This window comes from Sphingobacterium sp., assembly GCF_032065005.1.
Classification (GTDB): Bacteria; Bacteroidota; Bacteroidia; order Sphingobacteriales; family Sphingobacteriaceae; genus Sphingobacterium.
Genome location: NZ_DAMBMM010000001.1, coordinates 134,153 through 158,556, shown reverse-complemented (window position 1 = coordinate 158,556; position 24,404 = coordinate 134,153). Strand labels below are relative to the sequence as shown.

The following is a 24,404-nucleotide window of genomic DNA, read 5'->3' as shown; positions in this document are numbered from 1 at the left end:
ATATGATTATTCGTAACCTGGATTCTGTTTTAAGTTATTATTACCTGCAATAGCTTCATTCGGAACAGGAAATCTGTTTAAATGGGCAGAATTACTGGCCACATGATCCCACCATTTCTCCGTAGTAAAGGCTTTCCAGCGTACTAAATCGGTCCTTCTTCTTCCCTCACCCAGGAACTCAATACTCCACTCATCCAGCAAGCGGTATTTGTCAAGGTTAGCAACAGTCACCGGATTAGGGTCTTTTCCACCTTCAAAATTACGCTTACGCACTTGGTTGATCAGATTTGCCGCTTCTGCAGCATTCCCTGCACGGAAATTACACTCGGCAAGCATGTAATAGACCTCTGCCAAACGAATGATAGGCATATCTGCGCCCCATCTCAAGCTATTGTCGTTCAGATTTGGAATCGGAACTTTAACCAATCGAACACCCGTATTTTCTTCTCCCTCCGACATTTTGGATGGTAATTGACTGACATTCGAATATTTCTTGCCTGCTCCTACTTCCGTAAACCTCCCTACCTGATCCACAAAGTTCAATGGTTTATCCTTATACTCCTCTCCTCCAACTATTGCTTTTCCATCTGGAGTTAGGTGTGGACCAATGATAAACATACCTTCATAATTTCCACTTCCATTGTATTTGTATGGCTTCTTTCTGAAATCGCCAGCTGCATACTTCTCATATGGAGCACCTAATTTGAAGTCTGTGGTATACAGACTTCCGTCTGGCTTGCGCGATGGTGTCAAGTGGGCACCATTGTTCGCCCCCATATCTTGGTTGAAATATTGACGGGTGTTATAATGATAAAAATCAGCATAGAACCAATTATATTCCAGTTTTTTGAATTCCGATGGCATAGACCATAAAATTTCTGGCGATTTATCATTGGTAAAAGTATGCGGACCATTCCATTGCGTATCTAAGGAATAACTGCCATATTGATTATTGATGATGGCCTGAGCCAAGGTTTTCGCCTCATTGTACATCGGTTTATTGATATACGACTCCGCATTGAAATAAAGCTGAGCCAGCATAGCTGCAACCGCTCCCTTGGTAATGGCACCGTCTTCCTGCTCACCTGCCTTTTTAGCTGGAATGTTTTCCAAAGCTGCTTTCAACAATTTTTCAATATGGTTGAACAGTTCCACATCTGTATTCCTTGGTAATGCCTCGCCTTCAAGTGATTCGAAAATTGGCATCCCCCCGAAATAATCCAAACCCCGTAAATAGAAATACGCAATCAAGGCATCCAATTGACTTAAATGCGATGCTTTAATTTCATCGGTCAATGCAAATTGCGTATAATCTAATTTCTCTAAATCGCTTTTCGCATCCAATGCCAAAGCTACACCCATGAGCGTGCCTCTCCAGCTACCCCAAATCCATCCATCATCCGGTGTCCAACGGTGGTAGTGAAATCTTTCATTCTCACCCCCATTATACCAGTGCCTACCTTTGGTGGTAATGGCAAAATTATCTGCTGTATATTCTTGCAAGCGCCAACGGTCTTCCCCCATATACCATTTAGCATGGGTAAACGGGCGGAATAAGGCCGCTTGAATATCTTTCTCACTCTTAAAAAAGGTCTCTGGTGTTACCGAGCTGTAAAACTCTTGATCAAGCTTGGTACAACTGTTTGTTGTCAACAAACCAAAACCTGCACATAGAAATATTATATATTTTTTCATGGTCGTTTTCATTAAAAATTAAGTTGTAAGCCCATCATAAAGGTTCTTGTCTTTGGATAAACATTCCTTTCCTCAAAACCTGGATCCAATCCATTGATGTTCACCTCAGGATCCAATCCGCTGTATTTGGTGAATACAAAAAGATCTCTTCCTGTTGCATAAACTCTCAGGCTCTTAAATGGCTTTATCATTTCCCTGTTGAACGTTTAACCAATATTGATTGCATCAACCTTCAAGAAAGTCCCTTTTTCCAACCAGTAATCAGATAGTTCTTTTTCTCCCTTGATATCCTTATGTTTTTCATAAGCCTCATCCAATACATTCTGTCCTTTTACATTTGGTAAGCTGTAATACATATTGATCATATTGAAAACATCATGACCGATCCAGCTTCTCATATAAATATTGGCATCCCAATTTTTATAGGTAAACTCATTGTTCCATGACAACTGAATGGTAGGAATAGCTTGTCCGACAAATTTCTTATCGCCTACAGTTTTGTTCTTGTCGCGTACGTCAAAGGCGTTGCCGTCCTTATCATATAACATCCAATAGCCATCATCGGTAAATCCAGCAAACTGCCATAAGAAGAACCTTCCGATTTCCTCCCCTGGATACAACCTAACAGCAGATCCCGGAGAACCTGGAGCTGGGAACCCCTTACGATCGGAAAAGGTCTGGCTTCCCCACAATGAATTTAATTTACTGGTATTGTGCGATGCAACAACGGAAGTTCTGTAACTGAAATTCTCTTTTTGAACTGCATTGTAATTCAACTCAAATTCAAAACCGTTATTCTCCATACTACCCACGTTCATCGTTGTTTTATCGTGGATTGCAGGAGGTTGTGAAACAGAAATATCATAGATCAGGTCATCAATCTTACGTTTGTAGATATCAAATCGACCACTCAACCTATTGTTCAGGATGGTAAAGTCCATTCCCAAGTTATATTCCTTCTTCACTTCCCACTTAATGCCTGGGTTCTGGTTATGTTTCACCCCATAGGTACGGAACCATTGTCCGTTTTGCAAGAACCAAGTATCTGCTGAATACATCCGTGTTGACACCTCGGCACCGAAGCCCTCATTTCCTGTCTCACCGTATCCCGCTCTGAATTTCAAGTCATCAATAAAGGTGACATCTTTCATAAACGGTTCCTGAGACATTCTCCAGCCTAGGGATAGACCAGGGAAGAATCCCCAACGGTTTTCTGGAGCAAACTTCGAAGACCCCTCATAACGAGCAGTAGCTGTCACGATATATCGGTCTAGATAGGAATAATTAACACGTCCAAAGAATGCCGCCAATTTCACCCATGGATTTCTCCATGAACCCATTCCTGCACGTCCATCCGGCAAAAACGAACCTGTTCCCATATCGTTTTCCTTGATACCATCAACTGGAAAATCAGAGTTATTCATATCAAAGCCACGGCCATTGAAATCTTGATAACTATACCCTCCAACTGCATTGACCGAATGTTCGTCCCAACGTCTAGTATAATTTACCGTCCATTCAAAAACGCGATCCAAATTACGTTGGAATGCCTGACTTGCATATCCATCGATTCCGTCCTGTCTGGATAAGCGATGTTGTGCCGAACGGAAGAAACTTCCATGCTCTGAATTACTTTTGATACCAACGGTGGCACTGGTGCTTAAATAGTCAGTAAGATTCAATTTCAAGGTTGAATTCGCTAATAGGTAGCGATATTGCCTTCTATCATCTCTTAACATAACTTCAGCAACAGGATTCCAATAATCATAACCTCCGACCAAAACATTATAGCCGGTCAGGTCATTTGCATTGTATGGCGTTTCGGTTGGATTTAATACCATGGCCATATTGAAGATGTCATTATTGGTAAAATCGGCATCTACTTGATTATAACTGGCATTGGTTGACAATTCTGCAAATCCATCAAAAAACCTGAAATTGGTATTCACACGACCACCTATCTCCCCTCTTTTGGAACCTAGGGCAATACCTTTGGCATCTCTTTTTACGAAAGTAGCATAGACGTTTGCATCTTCCGAACCTCCACTAACATTCAGCACTTGACGGTGACTGAATGGGTTTTTATTGGTGACTTCATCATACCAATCGGTTCTATGGCCTAGATCATCTCCAAGACCAACTTCCACAAATTTCTCTGGTGATAAAACTTGTGGTCGCTTGCGGACCGTTTCCATAAAGTACTCGGATGTAAAGTTTACAGTTGGTTTTCCGATCTGTGGCCTTTTGGTGGTAATCAAGATAACACCCCCGGATGCACGTGTACCGTAAATGGCAGCTGCGGATGCATCTCGAAGAACCGAAATCGATTCGATATCTTCTTTGGCAACCGAGTTCACATCACCTCCGGGCACCCCATCAATAACCACCAATGGACCTTGTGAGGCGTTAACGGAGTTTACTCCGCGCAATTGTACACTGACTGATGAGTTCGGGTCGCTACCGTTGTTTGATGAAACATTCAGGCCTGCAACCTTGCCTTGCATCGAAAGTAACGGCGAAACTGTACCTGGAACAAAATCCTTAGGTTTGATGGTAGTTACGGCACTGGTCAGTTCCTTTTTGTCCAAGGAACCATAACCAACCACCACCACTTCATCCAGGCCTTGCGCATCTTCTGATAGGACTACATTCACCGAATTCCCTGTTACAGGAACATCCTGGTTCAAATAGCCGATCATGGTGACCGTCAAGGTTGATCCTGCTGGCACATCAGACAATTCAAAATTCCCGTTGACATCCGTCTGGGTCTTAATTCTGCTTCCTTTCAAGGTGATTGTTGCACCGGAAAGGGCTTCCCCTTTTGAGTCTTTGACCGTTCCCGTAATTTTTTGCTGAGGGGCGGTATAGACTGCCGGACTCGCAAATAATGGAGAAATGGGAACCATACTAAGGGAGCCACTGAACAATAGAATCTTGGTCAGGGTCCTAAAATAACTCTTCTGTTTTTTCATTAGTTAAGTAGGTTTTGTTAGAAATCTAGGTTTACTGTAGCTCAAAATAGAAAAAAAACAACACTTAACAAATTTTGCTTCAAATTAAATATTATTAGGAAAAGTCAAGCCAGTATAAGTATAACTATTCTTTTAAAACCTTTCTTATTACTTCAGAAATCACACATTTTCTTTAAATTTAGTAGATGGTTAATAAGTTTTACAATGACAGCCCAATTCAAGTTCCTCGCTTTGAGGAGTCGAAAGGTTTTTACACCAGTAAGAAGCGTAGTAAGATAATGTCTAAGATTAAAGGCAAAAATTCTAAACCCGAACTTATATTGCGCAAAGCTCTTTGGAATAAAAACATCCGATACCGAATCCATCAAAAGAAACTTCCAGGAAGTCCAGATATCGTCATCCAGCGATACAAATTGGCCATCTTTGTGGATGGTGAATTTTGGCATGGCTATGATTGGGAAAATGTAAAAACTAAGATAAAGAGCAACCAAGCATTTTGGATTCCAAAAATTGAAAGAAATATGCAAAAGGATTTCTTTAACAACAAAGCCTTGCGGGAATTGGGCTATACGGTATTCAGGTTCTGGTCTCATGAAGTGATAAAGGATCTGAAAAAAGTCCTGAACCAAATCGATCTGTTTATTGAAACCAGAAGGCTATACCCCTAATTCAATCGCTTTCAAAATCAGTCTAATACCTATCTTTTAAGGCCATTTTCTTATTCATCTTTTCCAGCATAAAAATTCCGATAACCCATAAATTTTCCTACCTTTAAGAGAGAGGCAAATTGACGTTACCTTAGTTCATTTTCCCTTCCCATTATCATTTTATAAACTATTTATCCCGTCACATATATGAAGGATTCTGCAGGTCGTAAATTTAAAGAAGCTATTCAATCTGAAACCCCATTACAGGTCGTAGGCGCTATTAATGCTAACCATGCATTATTGGCAGAACAATCTGGATTTAAAGCCATTTACCTATCCGGTGGTGGTGTAGCAGCTGGTTCATTAGGTATTCCTGATCTAGGGATCACCACGTTAGAGGATGTCCTGATCGATGTTCAACGAATTACCAACGTGTGTTCGCTTCCCCTATTGGTCGATATCGACACTGGCTTTGGCCCCTCGGCATTCAATATCGCCAGAACGATCAAATCCTTGGAAAAGGCAGGTGCCGCCGGTATCCACATGGAAGACCAGGTCGGTGCCAAACGCTGTGGCCATAGACCCGGCAAGGAACTGGTCTCTACTGAAGAGATGGTTGATAGGATCAAGGCAGCAGTCCATGCACGTACAGACACTGATTTTCAAATTGGAGCAAGGACAGATGCCATTGCCTCCGAAGGGTTGGACAAGGCCTTGGAACGTGCCGTTGCCTATCAAATTGCTGGGGCTGATTTCATTTTTGCAGAAGCCGTGACCAATTTGGAGGATTATCTACGATTCGCTGAAGCTACAGGCCTACCGATCCTAGCCAACATAACCGAATTTGGAAAAACAGACTTGTACACTGTTCAGCAATTGAAGGATGTGCGCGTCTCCATCGTTCTGTATCCGCTATCAGCTTTTCGTGCGGCCAACAAAGCTGCCCTGAATGTCTATCAGCATATCAGAAAGGATGGTTCTCAAGCGCAGGTGATAGACAGCATGCAAACTCGGGAAGAACTTTATCAGAGTATCGACTATTATCGTTATGAAAACGAACTAGACCAATTGTTTAAAAACAAATAATATGAAAGAAGCAAATGAATCAGGTTTCAAACCTAAAAAAAGCGTTGCCCTTTCGGGTGTTCCTGCTGGTAATACAAGCCTTTGTACCGTTGGTAAAAGTGGCAATGACCTTCATTATAGAGGTTATGACATCTTGGACCTTGCAGAAAAAGCTAGCTTTGAAGAAGTAGCCTACCTGTTGATCCATGAACATCTTCCAATTCAAAAGGAATTGGAAACATATCAGCAAAAACTGATCAAGGACCGTGGACTTCCAGAACCTTTAAAAGAGGTGCTGAAATTAATCCCAGAATTTGCACATCCCATGGATTTACTGCGGACTTCCGTTTCGGTTTTTGGAAACCTTGAGCCCGAGCCCCTCCAACATGAAGTTGAAACAACCAGAAATATTATCGATCGATTAATGGCTAGCATGGGCTCGGCTCTCCTCTATTGGTACCATTACAGCCATAACCAAAAAGAAATCAATGTAAAAACGGATGATGCGACAATCGGCGGACATTTCCTTCATCTATTACATGGAAAAAAACCAAGTGATTCCTGGGTAGGGGCCATGCAGGTTTCCCTAAACCTCTATGCTGAGCACGAATTCAATGCATCGACTTTTACTGCTAGGGTCATAGCCGGTACAGGTTCTGATATCTATTCCTGTATTGCTGGGGCAATTGGCGCCCTTCGTGGTCCAAAACATGGCGGTGCAAATGAGGTAGCCTATGAAATCCAGGAACGCTATGCCAACGCAGATGAAGCCGAAGCCGATATCAAAAAGAGATTGGCGAATAAAGAAGTCATCATCGGATTTGGGCATCCAGTCTATACCATCGCCGACCCGAGAAATCAGGTCATCAAGAAAATTGCCAAAAGACTCTCCGAAGAAAGTGGCGACATGCGCTTATTCGATATCGCAGAACGGATAGAAACCGTCATGTGGGATGAAAAACGTATGTTCCCGAACCTGGATTGGTTCTCTGCAGTTGCTTACCATTTAATGGGAATCCCTACCGATATGTTCACGCCTCTGTTTGTCATGTCCAGGATTTCAGGTTGGGGTGCCCATGTGATCGAACAACGCCAAGATGGTAAAATTATTAGGCCTAGCGCCAATTATACAGGCCCAGAAAACAGAGAATTTATTCCAATAGCAGAAAGAAAAAATTAACACAAAAACACTTATATATTAGAATGTCATCACATATTCCAAACAACAGACCAAATCCTGACCAGGTATTGGTTGATATTGCAGATTATATCCTTGATTTTAAAATCAATAGCGACTTAGCCTTAAAAACTGCTCACTATTGTTTCCTTGACACCATCGGTTGTGGCTTCGAAGCCCTAACCTATCCTGCTTGCACAAAACTTATGGGACCCATTGTCCCAGGAACGGTTGTTCCAAATGGTGCAAAGGTCCCAGGAACGCCCTTTCAATTAGACCCTATCCAAGCCGCATTTAATATTGGCGCGATGGTCCGTTGGCTAGATTTCAATGACACCTGGTTAGCCGCTGAATGGGGACATCCTTCAGATAACCTGGGCGGAATCCTCGCTGTTGCCGATTGGATTTCCAGAAACAGGATTGCTGCCGGCAAAAAACCGTTGATCATGTTAGACGTTTTGGAATCCATGATCATGGCCCATGAAGTTCAAGGTGTCCTGGCATTGGAAAACTCCTTTAACAAGGTTGGCCTTGATCACGTAATCTTGGTAAAGGTCGCTTCAACAGCCGTGGTGAGCAAACTATTGGGATTGAACAAAGAGGAATTGATCAATGCCCTTTCGCTTGCCTTTGTAGATGGGCAGTCACTCCGGACCTACCGACATGCACCGAATACGGGTAGCCGTAAATCTTGGGCCGCTGGAGATGCAACTTCCAGAGCAGTTCGCTTGGCCTTGATCGCCCAAAAAGGTGAAATGGGATATCCTTCCGTATTGACCGCACCGGTATGGGGATTCTATGATGTCTCCTTTAAAGGAAATGCATTTAAATTCCAACGCCCTTACGGCACTTATGTTATGGAAAACGTGCTGTTCAAGATTTCATTCCCAGCTGAGTTCCACTCCCAAACTGCTGTGGAAGCTGCTATGACCTTACATCAGCAATTAAAAGATGCCGGAAAATCATCCGATGACATCAAGGGTATCAAAATCAGGACCCATGAAGCTGCCATCCGCATCATTGATAAAAAAGGACCACTACATAATCCTGCGGATCGTGATCATGCTATCCAATATATGGTAGCCGTTCCTTTAATCTTTGGTCGACTGACAGCTGCTGACTACGAAGACAATGTTGCTGCTGATCCTAGAATCGATGCCCTTAGGGAAAAAATAACCTGTTTTGAGGACCCTCAATTTACCAAAGACTACCACGATCCTGAAAAAAGATCAATTGCTAACGCCTTGACCATTGAATTGAATGACGGAAGCATATTGGAAGAGGTGGTTGTGGAATATCCTATCGGTCACCGTAGACGTCGCGATGAAGGAATCCCGAAACTGATCGAAAAATATAAAATCAATCTTGCAAGGGTCTTCGCTGAAAAACAACAGAAAACAATTCTTGAAAACACCCTGGATTTCGATAAGATTAAAGATATCCCAGTCCATGAATTAGTGGATTTAATGGTATAAATAAAGAAGCGGCTGAACAGGCCGCTTTTTTTTGAACCAGGATGCCCTTCGATGCAGCTCAGGCTACGGGATGGGGGTTCGACGCCGCTCACCCAACTGTAAGACCAAGATTTGGGTTTTGAACCAGGATGAAAGGGATGAGAGGATAGACCAAGATTTGGGGTTTGAATATAGCTTTCTCGACCAAATTTAACCCCATTTGATGACAGCATGTAGGCAATAAAAATCTATTAGCTCTTTTATTTTTTAAATTTAGAACCCCTTTTGGGGTTCCATTATTTTAGCTGGCATGGCACGTTAGCCTGTAAGTCGCGCAAAAACAATGTTCGATTAATCGAACATCGTTTTTGCATTAGCGCTATATTGTTCGATACCATTGCTAAAAAAATTCTGCCCTTCCAGGGCAGTAGTCCGCCAAAAGAAAAATTCATCAGGAAATAAATATAGGTCTAAATACCTAAAAACACAGTTCTATCAAACTTGTCATTGCTAGGTACGAAGAATCTCGGAACCATTCAATCCATAAATGTATTGGCGTACAGTTCCTTAACCTTCGGTTTCGCCCTTCCTGTCGTCCTGACAAAGGAAGGATCTCGGAATATTGCAGACCTAATCGATTAAAATCTTTAGGATTGTACTGGCGTACAGGTCCTCAATCTTCGATTGAGAATGACAAGGTCATGGGAGGGAGAACCGTACAGATTCTTCACTGATCGTTCAGAATCACAATGCGCTAAAGAGGGATTCAGAGTGCAACGAAGAATCTATTTTTTATTTTATTTAGAGGGGTTTGTCATTTCGAAATCGTAAGATGAGAAAACCATTTCAAGTGAAGTATGGATAGTTCCGAGACCCTTCGGCGAGCCCTCAGGGTGACACAGAAAGAGTATAGAAAAACATTTCACCCACGCTGTGGGTTAGCCGAAGAACAAAACTCCCTTCTACAAACATTACACCCACGCTGTGGGTTCACCATTTCAAACATCCAATTTCTACAAAGATTCCACCCCCGCTAGGGGTTGTCTTTCTGACTGTACAATTTTTCTTCAAACATTTCACCCACGCTGTGGGTAAGCCATTTCAAACATTCAGGTTCTACAAACATTTCACCCACGCTGTGGGTTCACCATTTCAAACATCCAGGTTCTACAAAGATTTTACCCCCTTCCAGGGGTTTCTCAATACAAACATCATCCTTCCGAAGGAAGCCCTTTAGCCCCCGGCTCATTTCCAATGGCGGAAAAATGGAAAGAATGCCGTTGCCCTGTGCGATGGGATTGGCCTTGGAATGCTTTCAAAAGATCATTCCATCAAAAGGGATGATATTTTGAAAGATATTCCCGACAACAAGGCATTCTTTTCATGTGTGTTGGATGGCGCGAAAAGCCATCTTAAATGAGCCGAAGCCTTTTGGTTACTTTTGGGCTTCAAAAGTAACGAAGAGAATTGGTATCCGTGAGCTCCTTCGTCGGTTTGGTTACTTTTGCGCATCAAAAGTATCGAAGAGAATTGGTATCCCTGAGCTCCTTCGTCGGTTTGGTTAATTTGGGCCTCAAAAGTAACGAAGAGAATTGGTATCCGTGAGCTCCTTCGTCGGTTTGGTTAATTTGGGCTTCAAAAGTAACGAAGAGAATTGGTATCCATGAGCTCCTTCGTCGGTTTTGGTTAATTTGGGCTTCAAAAGTAACGAAGAGAATTGGTGGGATGACTCTCCCTCACATTAAATAAAAATTGGGCTTATTTTCATAAGCCCAATCCTACTATCTTTATCTGAAAGTTTTCTGAACATCCCCCTATTCATCTACCCAATTGGATTCAAATCCATCATAGAACTGGAATCCTTCGTCTCTTAATTTGATCAATGAATCTGGAATTTCCCATTCATCACCATACTGTCCAAAATTCTCGCAGATCTTGATAAATTCATCCAATCCGATCATATCGAAATATCCAAATACACCTCCGGTCTGGACAGGATATCCCAATCCCATAACCGAACCTAGATCACCGTCTATTGGGCTAAATAAAATTCCTTCCTCTAAACAGCGGTAACTATCCAAGGCTAAGACGGCCAATAATCGATCTTGAATATCCTTTGCCGAGATTTGGCTATCGAGATCCTTTAACTCTGGATCGGTATAGTATTTTTTAGGTTTATTATCAGGGTAATCATAGAATCCACGACTAGATTTTCTGCCAGTCCTCCCTTTCTTGATCATCCTTTGCAGATAGTTATAAACTCTTTTCTGGCTGAAGCTCATATCAGGAAGCTGCTCATATACATGCACCATCAATGGCAATGATATCTCATCCAGAACCGCTAATGGCCCAACGCCAAAACCCGCGTTTTTGGCAGCTTCTTCAATTCTTTCCGCAGGAACACCTTCCAATAACATGGTAATTCCTTCCAAAAGATAATAGAAAAATATCCGCGAGGTAAAGAAAGCAGGACCATCATTCACCACAATGGGTATCTTTTTCAATTTGCCAACAAAGCTCAAAGCTTTGTCCAAGGTTTCCTCCGACGTTTCCTTGCCCCGAATAACCTCTACCAGGGCCATTCGGTCCACGGGCGAGAAAAAGTGCAGACCAATAAACCTACTCGGATCATCAAATGATTTAGATAATTTACTGATGGGAAGTGAAGTTGTATTGGAAGCAAATAAACCGCTCTGCGCTAGAAACCGCTTGCTTTCATTGATGACCTCCGCCTTTAACCGTTTATCTTCAAAGACCGCTTCAACAATGATTTCAGCACCATCCAAATCCTCTAATTGATCCGTAGGAAGAATTCGCTCCAAAATCTTAGGCTTATCATCCTCCTTCATTTTATTTAATTCGATCAGTTTGTTGCACAGCTTTTCGGAATAGGCTCTTCCCCTTTCTGCGTTTTGCAGATCAACATCCTTTAGGATCACGTCAATCCCTGCTTTTGCAACCTCATACGCAATGCCAGATCCCATCATCCCTGCGCCAATGACAGCGACTTTATTGATTTCTTCCTCTTCAACCTCCTTGCACATGGCAATTGCATCCTCTACAGCATAATGGAAGGTCCTTACCCTTGCCATGGTTTCCTTGGCAGTCAATAGACCTAAATAAGCTAAATGCTCCTTAGTCAATAAGTCTTTAAAACTCTGTCCCTCCGAATTCTGGATCAAACTCAACAACACCTCTGTCATCAACAAAGGCTTTATCGATTTGGCATTTAATTGCTGTATAGTTGCTGATAACTGATCAGGATCTACCTTCCATTTGAATTTATCCTCAGTATGGAGGGTTGAATTTTCCTGAAGCCAAGCCTGGACCTGTTCCCAAGAACTGATCCTATCCTGGAGCAGACCGGCTTTTTCGGCTTCCTCAGGTTTTATCATCCGACCCGAGTTCAACAGGTCAAAAACCAACTCTGCATCCACAAGCCCTAATAGCTTGCTGAAGCTTCCATTTCCAGTCAGCATACCGAAGGCACCTTCTGGGAATCCCATCTTGGCTTTAGGACCGATCCCAATACGTCGATCAAACAGCAACAAAAAAGCTGCTGCCAAGCCAGTACAGGCTTTATCAAATAATACAACCGTTGGTTTATCAATTTCCGAAAGCTCGATGATCATTTCATCGATATGCTCCAACTTTGTCAGAAAGCCTTCCTTTCCGGCCGTATAGATCAATTCCTCATAGTCTGCATCCCTAAACTTTCCCTCCAAGATCAATTGTAGACTGGTACAATCACTTTTTTTAAGGACAGAAAGCAGTAGTTCGATACAGAACTTAAATTCATCCAATGAAAGATCATGTGGGCGCGACCTTACGTTGATCCATCTCAATTGATAGACCCCATCAGCATTTTTACTGACACTGATTTGCTCTTTGATTCTCTCCTTAATTTTACTCATTATCCTCTTATTTACATCGGTTATTTAACGTTTTTCATAATCCACTTCATCAATGAATATTTTCGACAGAATTTCAAGCATAATTTCCGAGGTACCGCCAATGATCGTACCTACGCGAACATCTCGGTATAACCTGGAAATTTTATAATCTTCTGTAAAGCCATATCCACCAAACAGCTGCAAACATTCGCCTACGACCTTGACGGCCAGTTCACTGCATTGCAGTTTTGCAATGGAACACTCCTTTACGGCATATTTTTTCTGATTCTCCAGGTCACAGCAGTGATAGACAAAGCTTTTTAATACCTCAATATCTGCCATCATCTGCGACACCCTATGACGAATAACTTGAAAATCCTTCAATTGTTTGTTAAAAGCCGACCTTTCTTTGAGATACTTTAGGGTATAATCGACTGCAGATTCCGCAGTTGCGAGGCTATGTATGGCAGCGGTCAGACGCTCCAGCTGCAAGCCTCCCATCAAATACTTAAAACCCTTGCCCAATTCACCGAGCAAGTGGTCCTTAGGAACTTTTACATTATCAAACGCCAGTTCAGCTGTATCGGAAGCATGCCAACCCAATTTCTGGATTTTATTGGTTGTTAGGCCTTCTGATTCTCGATCGATTAAAAGCAAGCTGATCCCTGAAGCACCAGCTTTGGGATCTGTTTTGACCACGGTGATAAAAAAGTCCCCATAATATCCATTGGTAATGAAAGTCTTGGAACCATTGACCAAGAAATAATCACCTTCATCTGTTGCTGTAGTTTTTATATTTTGCACATCGGATCCTGCTCCAGGTTCTGTAATCGCTATTGCGCTGACCAATTCGCCTGAAATGACCTTACTGAGGTATTTCTCTTTCAGGAAAGCTGAGCCATATTTCAATAAATATGGTGCAGACATATATTCTGTAACCAAGACTGAAATGGCAAATCCACCAGAAAAGCAATAGGATAGTTCTTCACAGAAGATAAGGGAGTAAAAAAAATCAAGGTCCAATCCGCCATATTCCTCAGGCAAATTTAGGCCTAAATAGCCCATCTCACCCATTTTTCGCCAGATGGCTTTATCAATTTTACCTTCACTCTCCCATTGATCAATATGTGGGAGGATCTCTTTTTTAATAAATGAACGTAAACTCTCCCTGAAAAACTGGTGCTCAGGGCTAATTGGTGTCAAAAACATATAAGTTTATTTGGTTTTGCAGAGCATCTAATTAAACAGAAATAAATTAATGCTCCTTTAGGGATAAATTTAGGAAATCTTGGTCAATTTTCCATGAATTATCCGTTAAAACAAAAGGCATCAGCCAGCTGGCAAATCCCACCCTAAATAAGAGGATTTTTATTTACCCTGGTTCAAAACAAGCAGAAGACCAGGGGAACCGGAGGGTTTGCCCTAGCCGCCGATGCCTAAAAAGGTTGAATGATTATTCAAAATAATTTCCCGAGATTTCTTTTACTTTCTCGTCAAAGATTTCTTCTGGACAGTGTATCAATTGTCTCAAGGCAAATAACTGATAGAAACTAGGTTCATCAAGAATATTTAAGAATAGAAACATCTCCTTAAGGATCAGTCTTTCCTTATCGTCTGACCGCGAAGACAAAACTTCCAATAAAGTCAATTTGATCTCGTTTAAACTGAGTTTATAATGGTTCAATCCACCGCCTAAACTCCAAAATCCTTGATCGATTATGTCCTTATATTTAATGCGATCAAATAAATCAACAATCTGCGACCGTTGCTCAACACTCAAGTTCTCCAAGTTTTTTGATGTGGTAAAACAATTCGCAGCGACATCCTGTAGTTTCCTTTCAAGATCCTGCCCTTCCAAGGTGTTGTTTGGTATTTCCATATTAAAATAATTAAGATATTTCAAAAGCTTATTACTCCTCCCCAATCATGTTCGTAATCGCTCTTAGTCCATAAACTACTCAACCGAATCGTATGTACATATACAGTTCAGTTCACTGCGATTAACACTTTTAATCAGCAATAAATTTTAACTACTACCCAAAGGAATTACCTCTGCAAAAGTAACTATATTTAAATTAATTTAATATTAAAACATATTTTTTATTATATTTTTAATAAAGAGAAAAGGCTGGAATTATTGATTCACAATAAATAACTCTTTGCAAATATTTTTTCACTAAACTAAAAACCAAGACATTAACCTTTTCAGACTTATCTAAAAATCATTTCTTTCATTATTTTATAAATTGAATTTTTTATAAAACATAGCATTGTTAGATAAAATTTTGATATAAAAACATTAAGTATTTGTTAATTGTTAAGGATGGAAATCACAACTTATCCTGTTGGCTATGAAGACCCTTACAGGATACGCTCAGAATCCTGAGCAGCAACCAAAAAAAAAGTCATCAAGGCTGATGACTTTTGACTATGATTTTCTTAGGTAGTTAAAATACGATTTATTAAACTTTTTTTTGATTTATTAAGCGTCTAAATTAGATAATTAAGCCATAAATAGCCAAATATAATTTGTAGTTTTTGCCGTTTTTTGTCAGATTATTTCGACAAATAAATTAAAAATTGCGCCAACAACTATATTTTTGTACTTTCAAGTGGCCAAAAATTAAACTGAAAACAACCATGTCTCCAATTCTTGAAACCAAAAGGCTTATTCTCCGGCAAATTTCATTAACAGACCGAAACGATATGTTTGAAATGGACGCAGACCATGAAGTACATCGGTACATCTTCAACCAACCCGTAAAATCCTTACAAGAAATCGATGAAGCTATTCAATTTATCCAAAAGCAATACCAAGAAAATGGAATAGCACGCTGGGCAGTCATCAAAAAGGACAATATGGAAATGATTGGATGGTGCGGGTTAAAGTACATCGACTATCCCTTAAACGGTAGGAGCGAATTTTATGATCTGGGCTACAGATTGAAAAGAAAACATTGGGGCAATGGATACGCTTCAGAAGCCTGCATTGCGACCGTCAAATATGCAAAAGAAGTCATGAACCTTAAAAAGCTGTATGCCACCGTACATCCTGAAAACTTTGGGTCGCAGAACATTCTCAAAAAAATGGGCTTCGAAATCGGAGAAAGTTTTGATCACGAAGGATCCCCTTCTTTTTTCTGTGAATTAGATCTCGATAAATTCATTTTTTAAGAAAGACCTGTCTGTCAAATCTTCTGTCAACAAAAATCTACTAAAACCGTATCCTCTTAATAATCAATAAAAATTATCTCAGACAATAGCTTTTTTGCTCATCAATTATTCGTAAATTTAAGAGACAAATAGATGTAATAAAAAGGTACTATGGCAACTTTTAGCGACAACTTCTCTAAACAAGCATCTATTTATGCTCAGTTTAGACCATCATACCCACATGAACTGTATGATTATCTCAGCAACTTAACTCCTGCGCATGCCTTGGCATGGGACTGTGGTACGGGAAACGGGCAATCTGCCATACATTTAGCCGATTTCTATGACCAAGTCTATGCTTCGGACCCAAGTGAGGCCCAGATCAAAAATGCTTTTCAACATGAAAAGGTTACCTACCATGTGGAAAGAGCAGAAGAACCTAGTCTTCCTGCGCATGCTGTCGATATAATTACCGTAGCACAGGCCATACATTGGTTCGATATCGATAAATTTTACGAAGCTGCAAAAAGAGTCCTTAAAAAAGATGGAATCATTGCGGTATGGGCCTATGCTGTCCCTCAGGTCGACAAGAACATCGACCCCATTACCCAAAATTTCCATGATAAAACCGTCGGACCTTACTGGCCTTCTGAAATCAAATTACTGCAACAAGGATACACCACCATACCCTTCCCTTTCCGGGAAATCGAGCCTCCTGAATTCTATATCCGTAAAAAATATAAACTTCAGGACTTTTTAGGCCATCTGTTGAGCTGGTCGGCCACCCAACGGTATATACAGCAAGAAGAAAGGAATCCTCTCTTTAAATTGAAAGAAGAATTACAGCCTTTTTGGACCGATGAAGAAGAGGCTAAACAGGTAACATGGAAGATCATTATGCGTGTGGGAAAACTACCGAGTTAATTTTTTAATCTTCCTAACAAACTTTATTAAATAAATCCTGTTTATTTCTTGGGTTTGGTGACAGAAAAAAAGTATTTCATCAAAAAAAGAGGTTCCTAAGAACCTCTTTCTATTTTATTTAAAGATTTTATTTTTCCCTTTTTATTCATCCAATTTCTTTTCAAAAGCTTTCCTTGCACTTCCACGGAAGTATACTTCCCCACAATATACATAACCTAACTTGTCCAATACCCGCAACATCCCCGTATTATCAAAATTGGTATCGACCTTCATGCTCAAGTACCCATTTTCCAAACTCACTTGTTGTGCTTCCTCCAGCATCCAGGTTGCCTGTCCCTTCACATAATTGGATTGGGAAACGGCTATCCTATGCACCACGGAGAAAGGCCTATTGGTCAACCATTGATCGGCAATGGCCTCATAGGCCGGCTCACCGTCGAAAATTAAGGCTAAATAGCCCGTCAATTGGCCGTTAGGATCAATGCTCACATATCCATATCCTTTTTCAATATCCGTTTTCACGACATCCAAGTTAGGATATCCATCTTGCCATTGCTGACTCCCCTCCTCACGTCTCTTATCTATAGCCTCCTGCATAATGGACCAAATCAACTCTGCCTCTTCTGGCAGAGCTTTTCTAAAAGTAAATCCCGAAAATTGTTCTTTTGACATAACCAAAAATACATTTTTTAATCAGATTCTGTTTTCTACTAACGATAAGATTTCAGGATAAAATTTTGTCTAAATTTTTCAAGAATAAAAATTTTCATGGAATTGACCCTTCGACCCTCCTTTTGGTCTTGTTCGAGACATATTCGGAAATTTCAAAATATGTCTCGAATAAGAGCCAGGCTAAACCGAGTGTTGGTCAAAATGCAACAAAGAATTTCAGTTACAATTTTGACCACTGGAAATCCATAAATTTTCAAAACTTTATCGGCCCAGAAAAGGTAAAAAAAAATTCCCCAAAGGGCTTTGGGGAATTTACAGAAACGGGTTTTGATAACCCTTATGAACCAATTTAATTAATGATGATCTTGTATATTGTTTTTGTCTTTATTCAATGATTTTTTATAAAGTAAGGGGTTATAATTATGCAAGGCCCATCCTATTGTAATTATAACCCTTCACAAGGTTGAGTTTAGGTTTTATTTTTAAAGCAGTACCAATGCCCTTGTTCCAAATCTAAAAAGATTCCATTTTTGATCCATCCTGTACCATCCTGCAAAATTTCTTGTTTAAAAGGCGTTTTCTTGCTTCAATCGAAATCTAGCCACATATTTCATTAAAAAAACCGCTTAATAATTATTAAAAATTTTTATAAAGTTAGGTTGGCAGTACTCAGTTTCGTCCGAAAAGTCTGCTTTTTAGCCAAACAAAAAAGCGGATCCCTCTCTAGAAAGACCCGCCTGACAAATAGAAATGAAAAAATATTAAGCAATCTTGACCTTTGGATCAAGTACTTTAATCAGATCGGCTTTTAAGAAAGCGATGCGAAATCCATAGCTCAACAGGCTGTTTTGAATTTCGTTCTCTAGCCGCCCAGGAGCATGTACGTTCATGACATATTGTTTATCATCCATATCGATCGATATGGGACCCAATTGAGGATATTCTTGAGCTAACTTTTCAAAGATCTGTTGCCTTTGCAAAAGTGCGTTTAACGGAGCTCGAAAGGATAATATGTAGTTCTCCATGATAAGGTTGTATTAATTGAAGTAATAGTTGACAATCGATTCTAGATTGTATGAACCAAAGTTAAAAAATAGCTTTAATAAAACAAGTATACACTTGTTTTATTAAAGCAGAATTAATGAAGGATTAATAATAAAATAATCAATACAACTGCATTAAACATTGAAAATGGTATAATTATAGATTTTCCCTATTCTGCTTAGAAAAAATCTATTGGAATTATTTATTTATATTTGTTAGAATAAAGCAAGAAATAACTTGGCTAATGAAAAAGAACAATTCAGACAAAATAATTATGTTGATGAAGATGCGCGGTGAAATTGATGCCGCTAGCATCGCTGAGGAATTAGGCATCACAAAAGAAGGTGCAAGGCAACAATTATTGAAGCTATCTGAGGAGGGTTTGGTTCATGGCGTATGCAAGAAATCGGGTGTCGGCAGGCCCTTTACCTATTATTCCTTAAGTCAGACCGGCTTAGCCAAGTTTCCAGATAACCACGCCGATATTACGGTACAGCTCCTACAATCCATCAAGTCACTCTTAGGTGAAAATGCCTTAGATCTGTTGATCAGCGATCGTGAGAAAAGTTCATACTTGCGCTATGAGGAAAAACTAAAGGGTTCCAAGAGCATCAGTGATAAATTAAAGAAGCTGGTTGAAATCAGGTCCGAAGAAGGCTATATGGCAGAATGGAAGAAGGAAGGCCAGACTTATTACTTGATTGAAAACCATTGTCCCATTTGTGCTGCGGCAACGGAATGTCAGCAGTTCTGTCGGGCAGAACTCAAGAATTTTAGGGCATTGTTGGGTGAAGACCTCGAAGTGAATCGGGTCAAACATATTTTAGCAGATGATAATCGTTGTGTGTACAAGATTGAAAAGAAACAATAAACCAAATCGTTTAATCATTTCTCCTTCTTCGGTTCAATTCTTCCACCAATCTTGAAGCCGTAAAGCTAAAGTCCGCACCAAAGCTATTGATCACAAGACCTTTAATAAGATTATCCGTCGAGGAAATAGCAAACAAGATGCTTTCATCCCCCGGATCGGTCATCCCCTCAAAACGGTAGATTTCATCAATCACAAATTGTTCTGGAGAAAGCTCCTTTGATCGCCCCACGCAAAACAAGCACTCTCCATCTTCCTGAATCACAAAATCCTCTACATAACCCATGTTTTGCAAGTCATTGACCGCTTCACTCAACGTATCGTAACTCTTCCTATTTCTTGGTTCCATAGTATATTGATTTATTGTAACAACCCTGATTTTCAGATTATTGAAATTTAATAAAATATTCGAAAACAATGGACATCTTAAAGTCAATAAATAAAAGAGGATGCTGGGATTGATCCGTTTCTGTTTGAACCAGGATGCCCTTCGACGCCGCTCAGGGTACAGGATTCGAAGATGGACAAAGATCTGGAAATGAACCGGGATGCCCTTCGTCGCCGCTCAGGGTACAGGATGAGAGGATGGGCCAAGATCCATTTTGTAATTGCTCGATGGAAAAGTCCCCTGGTTCAAAACCTCTCCCAAAACCTTATATTTGTCCAAAGAAATCCACATGACTAACATTAAATTCAGAGAAGCCATCTATGCTGACCTTAACCGAATTGTAGAAATATACAATAGCACGATTGCTTCGAGGATGGTTACCGCCGATCTGGAACCTGTATCCGTTGAGAGCAGAAACAATTGGTTCTATGAACATAACGCCAAACATCGACCTTTATGGATTTTGGAAATGGAGGATAAAACTATTGGTTGGCTCAGTTTTCAATCCTTTTATGGCAGACCGGCCTATAATGCTACAGCGGAGATCAGCATTTATTTGGACCCTAGCATAAGGGGAATGGGATTGGGGAAAAAAGCTTTGGAACATGCCATTAACGAGGCTCCAACATTGGGTATTAAAACCCTGCTAGGCTTTATATTCTCGCATAATGAACCTAGCCTGAAACTTTTCAGGCACTTTGGTTTTGAGGAATGGGCCAACCTGCCCAATATTGCGCAATTGGATAACACGGAAAGGGGACTCATCATCATGGGGAAAAGGATCACGCCCTAACGGCCATTTTCAGTCTTTAGCAAACAAAAATAATTTTATCTTATTTTAGTAAAATGGAAATCGCACTAATTGCCTTTGGGAGTTTACTTTTAATTTTCACATTTCTGCCACTGATCCGTCAGGATCATTGGACCTTTCGCGTATTTGAATACCCTAGAATCCAGAAACTTGCCCTATCTATACTTTGGTTGATCATATATTTGATTCATGCAGATTTTCAAAATACCGTCCTGCTGGTTTTTGGCATATTAATCCTCATCAATATCATTTATCTCCTCAAACAAATCCTTCCCTTTACTCCAGTTTGGAAAAAACAAGTCTATAAGGCGGATAAAATTGATGACAAGAACAGCCTGAAAGTCATGATTTCCAATGTATATGAGGACAACGATGACTATAAAGGCTGCCTAAGTGTTGTCCATAACAATAATCCTGATCTTTTGCTGCTATTAGAAACGAGCCACGAATGGGACCGACAAACGCAAGCATTGGAAACGGAATACAAATACCATGTAAGGGTTCCAATTGACAATACCTATGGGATGTTATTTTACTCTAAATTTCCCATCCATAATGCGGAAGTGAAATACCTTGTCGAAGATGAAATACCCAGTATTGATTGCCAGATCGAGCTTCCTTCCGGACAACCTGTTCAGGTATATGCTGTACACCCTACTCCACCTGTTCCAAATGAAAACCCAAGATCAACAGAAAGGGATAAGGAATTATTGATCGTGGCAAAGAAAGCTAAGGAATGTAATTTACCGGTGATAGTTATTGGCGACTTGAATGATGTTGCCTGGAGCTATACTACCGAATTATTCCTTAAGATGAGTGAATTGCTCGATCCGCGTAGAGGAAGAGGTTTTTATAATACCTTCCACGCCAAACAACCTTTGATGCAATTCCCCTTGGACCATGCATTTATCTCTGCCGATTTTAAATTGAGGGAATTAAAGAAATTGGACAACTATAACTCCGATCACTTTCCTATATTCGTACATATACAATTTGAGGAAAGAGCTGAAGAAGAGCAAGAAGACAATCAATTGGAAGCAAACCAAGAAGATAAAGAAGTCGCTGCAGAGAAACGGAATGCAGACACATCAGATGACCAATAAACAATGAAAGAACAACCTAATTACAAGGAGATCAACAAAATTCTGTGGAATCAAAAAACCGCAGCGCACGTTGACAGTGACTTTTATGACAACGAAGGATTTTTAAAGGGCAACAGTTCCTTAAATCCTATTGAAATTGAGCTATTGGGAGATGTTAAAGGCAAGGAAATCCTTCACCTACAATGTCATTTTGGGCAAGATAGCCTTTCCTTAGCTCGCTTAGGCGCTAGTGTAACGGGACTGGACCTTTCTGATCGAGCAATCGAACAAGCTCAAAAATTGAACAATCAACTAGGTCTAAATGCTGAATTTATTTGCTCGGATGTCTATGAAGCCCCAGCTACACTGAACGGAAAGTTTGATATCGTCTTTACCAGTTACGGAACTATTGGTTGGTTACCAGACCTGAACCGTTGGGCAGAAGTGATTTCTAGATGCTTAAAACCCGGTGGAAAACTGGTATTTGTTGAATTCCATCCTGTGGTCTGGATGTTCGACCATGATTTCAGCAAGTTCCAATATTCCTATTTTAACGATGGGGCCATTGTAGAAGTGCAAGAGGGAACTTATGCTGACCGGAATGCAGACATTGTTGCTGAAGAAGTTTCCTGGAACCATTCCCTATCTGAAGTCTTTCAAGGTTTATTGAACATTGGATTGCAGATTGAATCTTTCTCTGAATATGATCATTCACCGTACAATTGTTTTAAAAATACAGTGGAAATTGAAGCTGGCAAATATCAAATCAAAGGCTTAGAAAAGATAATCCCAATGTTGTACGCCATTACTGCAAGGAAGAATAGTTAGTAAGATAAAAAAGAATCCAGATGAAGATAATTCAACTGGACGCTTTTTCATCATACGGGTCTAGAATTAAAATATTTTTTCCGGAACCAAAAGGCCAGATTGACCAAGGCTATCAAAGCCGGCACCTCTACCAATGGTCCTATCACCCCAACAAATGCCTGTCCACTATTAATTCCGAAGACAGCAATAGCAACTGCAATTGCCAATTCAAAATTATTACCAGCAGCTGTAAAGGCTATTGCTGTGCTTTGCGAATAATCTGCACCTACCCTTTTACCTGCCAAAAAGCTTACGACAAACATGATGGCAAAGTAAATGACTAATGGAATAGCTACCCTTAGTACATCAAGAGGTAATTGCACGATCATTTCCCCTTTGAGACTGAACATGACAAGGATGGTAAAGAGTAGTGAAATAAGAGTAATTGGTGAGATAAACGGAATAAATTTATTTTGAAACCAATCTTCCCCTTTTAAGGCAATCAATGCATATCGACTGCTAATACCCATCAGAAATGGAATTCCCAGATAGATACCCACACTCTTGGCAATTTCTAGGATAGAAATATCTATAGATAAACCAGAAACTCCAAAATATGCTGGCAAAACAGTGATAAAAAAATAAGCATAAAGGCTATATAAGATTACTTGGAAGATGCTATTCAAGGCAATCAAACCGGCCGCATATTCACGGTTGCCTTCTGCAAGCTCATTCCAAACGACCACCATGGCAATACAACGAGCCAAACCGATCAAAATCAGCCCGGTCATATATTCGGGGAGATCATGGAGGAAAAGAATGGCCAAGGCAAACATCAAAACAGGCCCAATAACCCAATTAAGGACCAACGAAGTCATCAATACTTTAATATTCCGGAATACTTTCCCGATATGTTCATATTTCACCTTGGCTAATGGTGGGTACATCATGAGAATAAGCCCAATGGCCAAAGGAATATTCGTCGAGCCCGTTTGGAAATGGTTAATCCATTGGGAAGAGGAAGGAATAATTTTACCAATCCCTACTCCAATTGCCATCGCTAAAAATATCCAAAGGGTTAGATAGCGATCAAGGAATTTTAATTTTGAATTCATCTATTCGGATTTGATCTGTGAAAATATGTAGAACATTTCTTCAGCAATCTGCAGACTGCGTTTGGCATAGACTTCTGCTTGTTCAGGCGTGCCATCTGAAATCTTAGGGTCTTCATAGGTCACCGGAATTCTTTTTTCGGCACCCGCAATAAATGGACAGCCTGCATCTGCTTGGGAACAAGTCATAATGGCAGCAAACCCCGCGTCAGGATTAAATGCATGCTCATGTTTTTTAGAAAAACCAATAATTGGAGAATCCGTTCTCGAGTACTTTATTGCATAGATGGGATTTTCCGAATCGGATAATTGCAGGACCTCAAAACCTTGCGCCAGCAGGGTATCAATGACAGCTGGAAACAATCTTGTTTCTTCGGTCCCTCCCGAATAACAGTTTACCTTGGAAATGTTAAAATAGGAAGCTGCTGTCTGCGCCCAAATTTGAGACAAATGGCTGCGACGCGAATTATGGGTACAAATGAAATTAAGATTGATTTTTTCCTGAGCATTTAATTTATGCTGAATGAAATCGATTAGTGGTTTCAGGGTTTCCCTTCGTTCTGTGTTGTCAAAGCCTCCCCAGTTTAATTGGTTTATGCTGTTTTTTAAATGGGCATTCATAAATTGTAGTAAAGAAATA

The 24,404-nt window shown here is 40.3% G+C and carries 22 protein-coding genes; 11 read left to right on the top strand and 11 right to left on the bottom strand.

Annotation, left to right across the window (positions count from 1 at the left end; translation table 11 throughout):
- Window positions 1-6: 6 nt before the first annotated feature.
- Genes RT138_RS00695 through RT138_RS00685 form a run of 3 tightly spaced genes read right to left on the bottom strand, consistent with a single transcriptional unit; the run spans window position 7 to window position 4,667 of the window.
- Window positions 7-1,695, bottom strand: a complete 1,689-nt coding sequence (locus tag RT138_RS00695) for a RagB/SusD family nutrient uptake outer membrane protein (RefSeq protein ID WP_313189068.1) — start codon at window positions 1,693-1,695, stop codon at window positions 7-9.
- A gap of 11 nt (window positions 1,696-1,706) precedes the next feature.
- The gene (locus RT138_RS00690) at window positions 1,707-1,886 is read right to left on the bottom strand and encodes a hypothetical protein (RefSeq protein ID WP_313189067.1); all 180 of its coding nucleotides are present in this window, start codon (window positions 1,884-1,886) and stop codon (window positions 1,707-1,709) included.
- A 15-nt stretch (window positions 1,887-1,901) separates the two neighbouring features.
- Complete coding sequence (locus tag RT138_RS00685; RefSeq protein WP_313189066.1) at window positions 1,902-4,667, bottom strand: SusC/RagA family TonB-linked outer membrane protein; 2,766 nt, start codon at window positions 4,665-4,667, stop codon at window positions 1,902-1,904.
- Window positions 4,668-4,852: 185 nt separating this feature from the next.
- Between RT138_RS00685 and RT138_RS00680 the strand changes: the two genes are divergently transcribed.
- From RT138_RS00680 to RT138_RS00660, 5 genes are all read left to right on the top strand, one after another.
- Window positions 4,853-5,335 (top strand): very short patch repair endonuclease, encoded by a 483-nt coding sequence (locus RT138_RS00680; RefSeq protein WP_313189065.1) that lies wholly within the window; start codon window positions 4,853-4,855, stop codon window positions 5,333-5,335.
- Between the two features lie 186 nt (window positions 5,336-5,521).
- Window positions 5,522-6,400 carry a methylisocitrate lyase gene (gene prpB, locus RT138_RS00675; RefSeq protein ID WP_313189064.1) on the top strand — a complete coding sequence of 293 codons (879 nt, stop codon included), beginning with the start codon at window positions 5,522-5,524 and terminating at the stop codon, window positions 6,398-6,400.
- Window position 6,401: 1 nt separating this feature from the next.
- Window positions 6,402-7,559, top strand: coding sequence for a 2-methylcitrate synthase (gene prpC / locus RT138_RS00670; protein WP_313189063.1), 1,158 nt, complete (start codon window positions 6,402-6,404; stop codon window positions 7,557-7,559).
- A 23-nt stretch (window positions 7,560-7,582) separates the two neighbouring features.
- On the top strand, window positions 7,583-9,031 hold the full coding sequence (locus RT138_RS00665; RefSeq protein ID WP_313189062.1) for a bifunctional 2-methylcitrate dehydratase/aconitate hydratase: 1,449 nt from the start codon (window positions 7,583-7,585) through the stop codon (window positions 9,029-9,031).
- A 1,373-nt stretch (window positions 9,032-10,404) separates the two neighbouring features.
- Window positions 10,405-10,575 (top strand): hypothetical protein, encoded by a 171-nt coding sequence (locus RT138_RS00660; protein WP_313189061.1) that lies wholly within the window; start codon window positions 10,405-10,407, stop codon window positions 10,573-10,575.
- Between the two features lie 249 nt (window positions 10,576-10,824).
- On the opposite strand, the gene RT138_RS00655 is transcribed toward RT138_RS00660, so the two are convergent.
- The 3 genes from RT138_RS00655 to RT138_RS00645 form a co-directional block, all read right to left on the bottom strand.
- Window positions 10,825-12,924 carry a 3-hydroxyacyl-CoA dehydrogenase NAD-binding domain-containing protein gene (locus RT138_RS00655; RefSeq protein WP_313189060.1) on the bottom strand — a complete coding sequence of 700 codons (2,100 nt, stop codon included), beginning with the start codon at window positions 12,922-12,924 and terminating at the stop codon, window positions 10,825-10,827.
- A 24-nt stretch (window positions 12,925-12,948) separates the two neighbouring features.
- Window positions 12,949-14,112, bottom strand: a complete 1,164-nt coding sequence (locus tag RT138_RS00650; protein WP_313189059.1) for an acyl-CoA dehydrogenase family protein — start codon at window positions 14,110-14,112, stop codon at window positions 12,949-12,951.
- 244 nt (window positions 14,113-14,356) lie between these two features.
- A complete protein-coding gene (locus RT138_RS00645; RefSeq protein ID WP_313189058.1) occupies window positions 14,357-14,782 on the bottom strand; it encodes a hypothetical protein in 426 nt (141 codons plus the stop codon).
- 761 nt (window positions 14,783-15,543) lie between these two features.
- Here RT138_RS00645 and RT138_RS00640 point away from each other — a divergent pair.
- Together RT138_RS00640 and RT138_RS00635 are read left to right on the top strand one after the other, a co-directional pair.
- On the top strand, window positions 15,544-16,077 hold the full coding sequence (locus RT138_RS00640; protein ID WP_313189057.1) for a GNAT family N-acetyltransferase: 534 nt from the start codon (window positions 15,544-15,546) through the stop codon (window positions 16,075-16,077).
- Window positions 16,078-16,227: 150 nt separating this feature from the next.
- Entirely contained in the window at window positions 16,228-16,980 is a 753-nt protein-coding gene (locus RT138_RS00635) for a class I SAM-dependent methyltransferase (RefSeq protein WP_313189056.1), read from the top strand.
- Window positions 16,981-17,121: 141 nt separating this feature from the next.
- Here RT138_RS00635 and RT138_RS00630 read toward each other — a convergent pair whose 3' ends face one another.
- Both RT138_RS00630 and RT138_RS00625 read right to left on the bottom strand, forming a co-directional pair.
- Complete coding sequence (locus tag RT138_RS00630) at window positions 17,122-17,652, bottom strand: GNAT family N-acetyltransferase (RefSeq protein WP_313189055.1); 531 nt, start codon at window positions 17,650-17,652, stop codon at window positions 17,122-17,124.
- A 761-nt stretch (window positions 17,653-18,413) separates the two neighbouring features.
- Window positions 18,414-18,677, bottom strand: a complete 264-nt coding sequence (locus RT138_RS00625; RefSeq protein ID WP_313189054.1) for a hypothetical protein — start codon at window positions 18,675-18,677, stop codon at window positions 18,414-18,416.
- A 263-nt stretch (window positions 18,678-18,940) separates the two neighbouring features.
- On the opposite strand from RT138_RS00625, the gene RT138_RS00620 reads away from it, so the two are divergent.
- Entirely contained in the window at window positions 18,941-19,567 is a 627-nt protein-coding gene (locus tag RT138_RS00620; RefSeq protein WP_313189053.1) for a metalloregulator ArsR/SmtB family transcription factor, read from the top strand.
- A 10-nt stretch (window positions 19,568-19,577) separates the two neighbouring features.
- Here the strand turns inward: RT138_RS00620 and RT138_RS00615 are convergent, their stop codons facing one another.
- Window positions 19,578-19,913, bottom strand: coding sequence for a phosphoribosylpyrophosphate synthetase (locus tag RT138_RS00615; RefSeq protein ID WP_313189052.1), 336 nt, complete (start codon window positions 19,911-19,913; stop codon window positions 19,578-19,580).
- Between the two features lie 328 nt (window positions 19,914-20,241).
- On the opposite strand from RT138_RS00615, the gene RT138_RS00610 reads away from it, so the two are divergent.
- The 3 genes from RT138_RS00610 to RT138_RS00600 are packed head-to-tail and all read left to right on the top strand — an operon-like array spanning window position 20,242 to window position 22,673.
- Window positions 20,242-20,745 (top strand): N-acetyltransferase family protein, encoded by a 504-nt coding sequence (locus tag RT138_RS00610; RefSeq protein WP_313189051.1) that lies wholly within the window; start codon window positions 20,242-20,244, stop codon window positions 20,743-20,745.
- Window positions 20,746-20,798: 53 nt separating this feature from the next.
- Window positions 20,799-21,866: an endonuclease/exonuclease/phosphatase family protein gene (locus RT138_RS00605; protein WP_313189050.1), complete on the top strand. Its 1,068-nt coding sequence runs from the start codon at window positions 20,799-20,801 to the stop codon at window positions 21,864-21,866.
- 3 nt (window positions 21,867-21,869) lie between these two features.
- The gene (locus RT138_RS00600) at window positions 21,870-22,673 is read left to right on the top strand and encodes a class I SAM-dependent methyltransferase (RefSeq protein ID WP_313189049.1); all 804 of its coding nucleotides are present in this window, start codon (window positions 21,870-21,872) and stop codon (window positions 22,671-22,673) included.
- A gap of 50 nt (window positions 22,674-22,723) precedes the next feature.
- Here the strand turns inward: RT138_RS00600 and arsB are convergent, their stop codons facing one another.
- Both arsB and RT138_RS00590 read right to left on the bottom strand, forming a co-directional pair.
- Window positions 22,724-23,767, bottom strand: coding sequence for an ACR3 family arsenite efflux transporter (arsB, locus tag RT138_RS00595; RefSeq protein ID WP_313189048.1), 1,044 nt, complete (start codon window positions 23,765-23,767; stop codon window positions 22,724-22,726).
- Window positions 23,768-24,385 (bottom strand): protein-tyrosine-phosphatase, encoded by a 618-nt coding sequence (locus RT138_RS00590; RefSeq protein WP_313189047.1) that lies wholly within the window; start codon window positions 24,383-24,385, stop codon window positions 23,768-23,770.
- Window positions 24,386-24,404 lie beyond the last annotated feature (19 nt).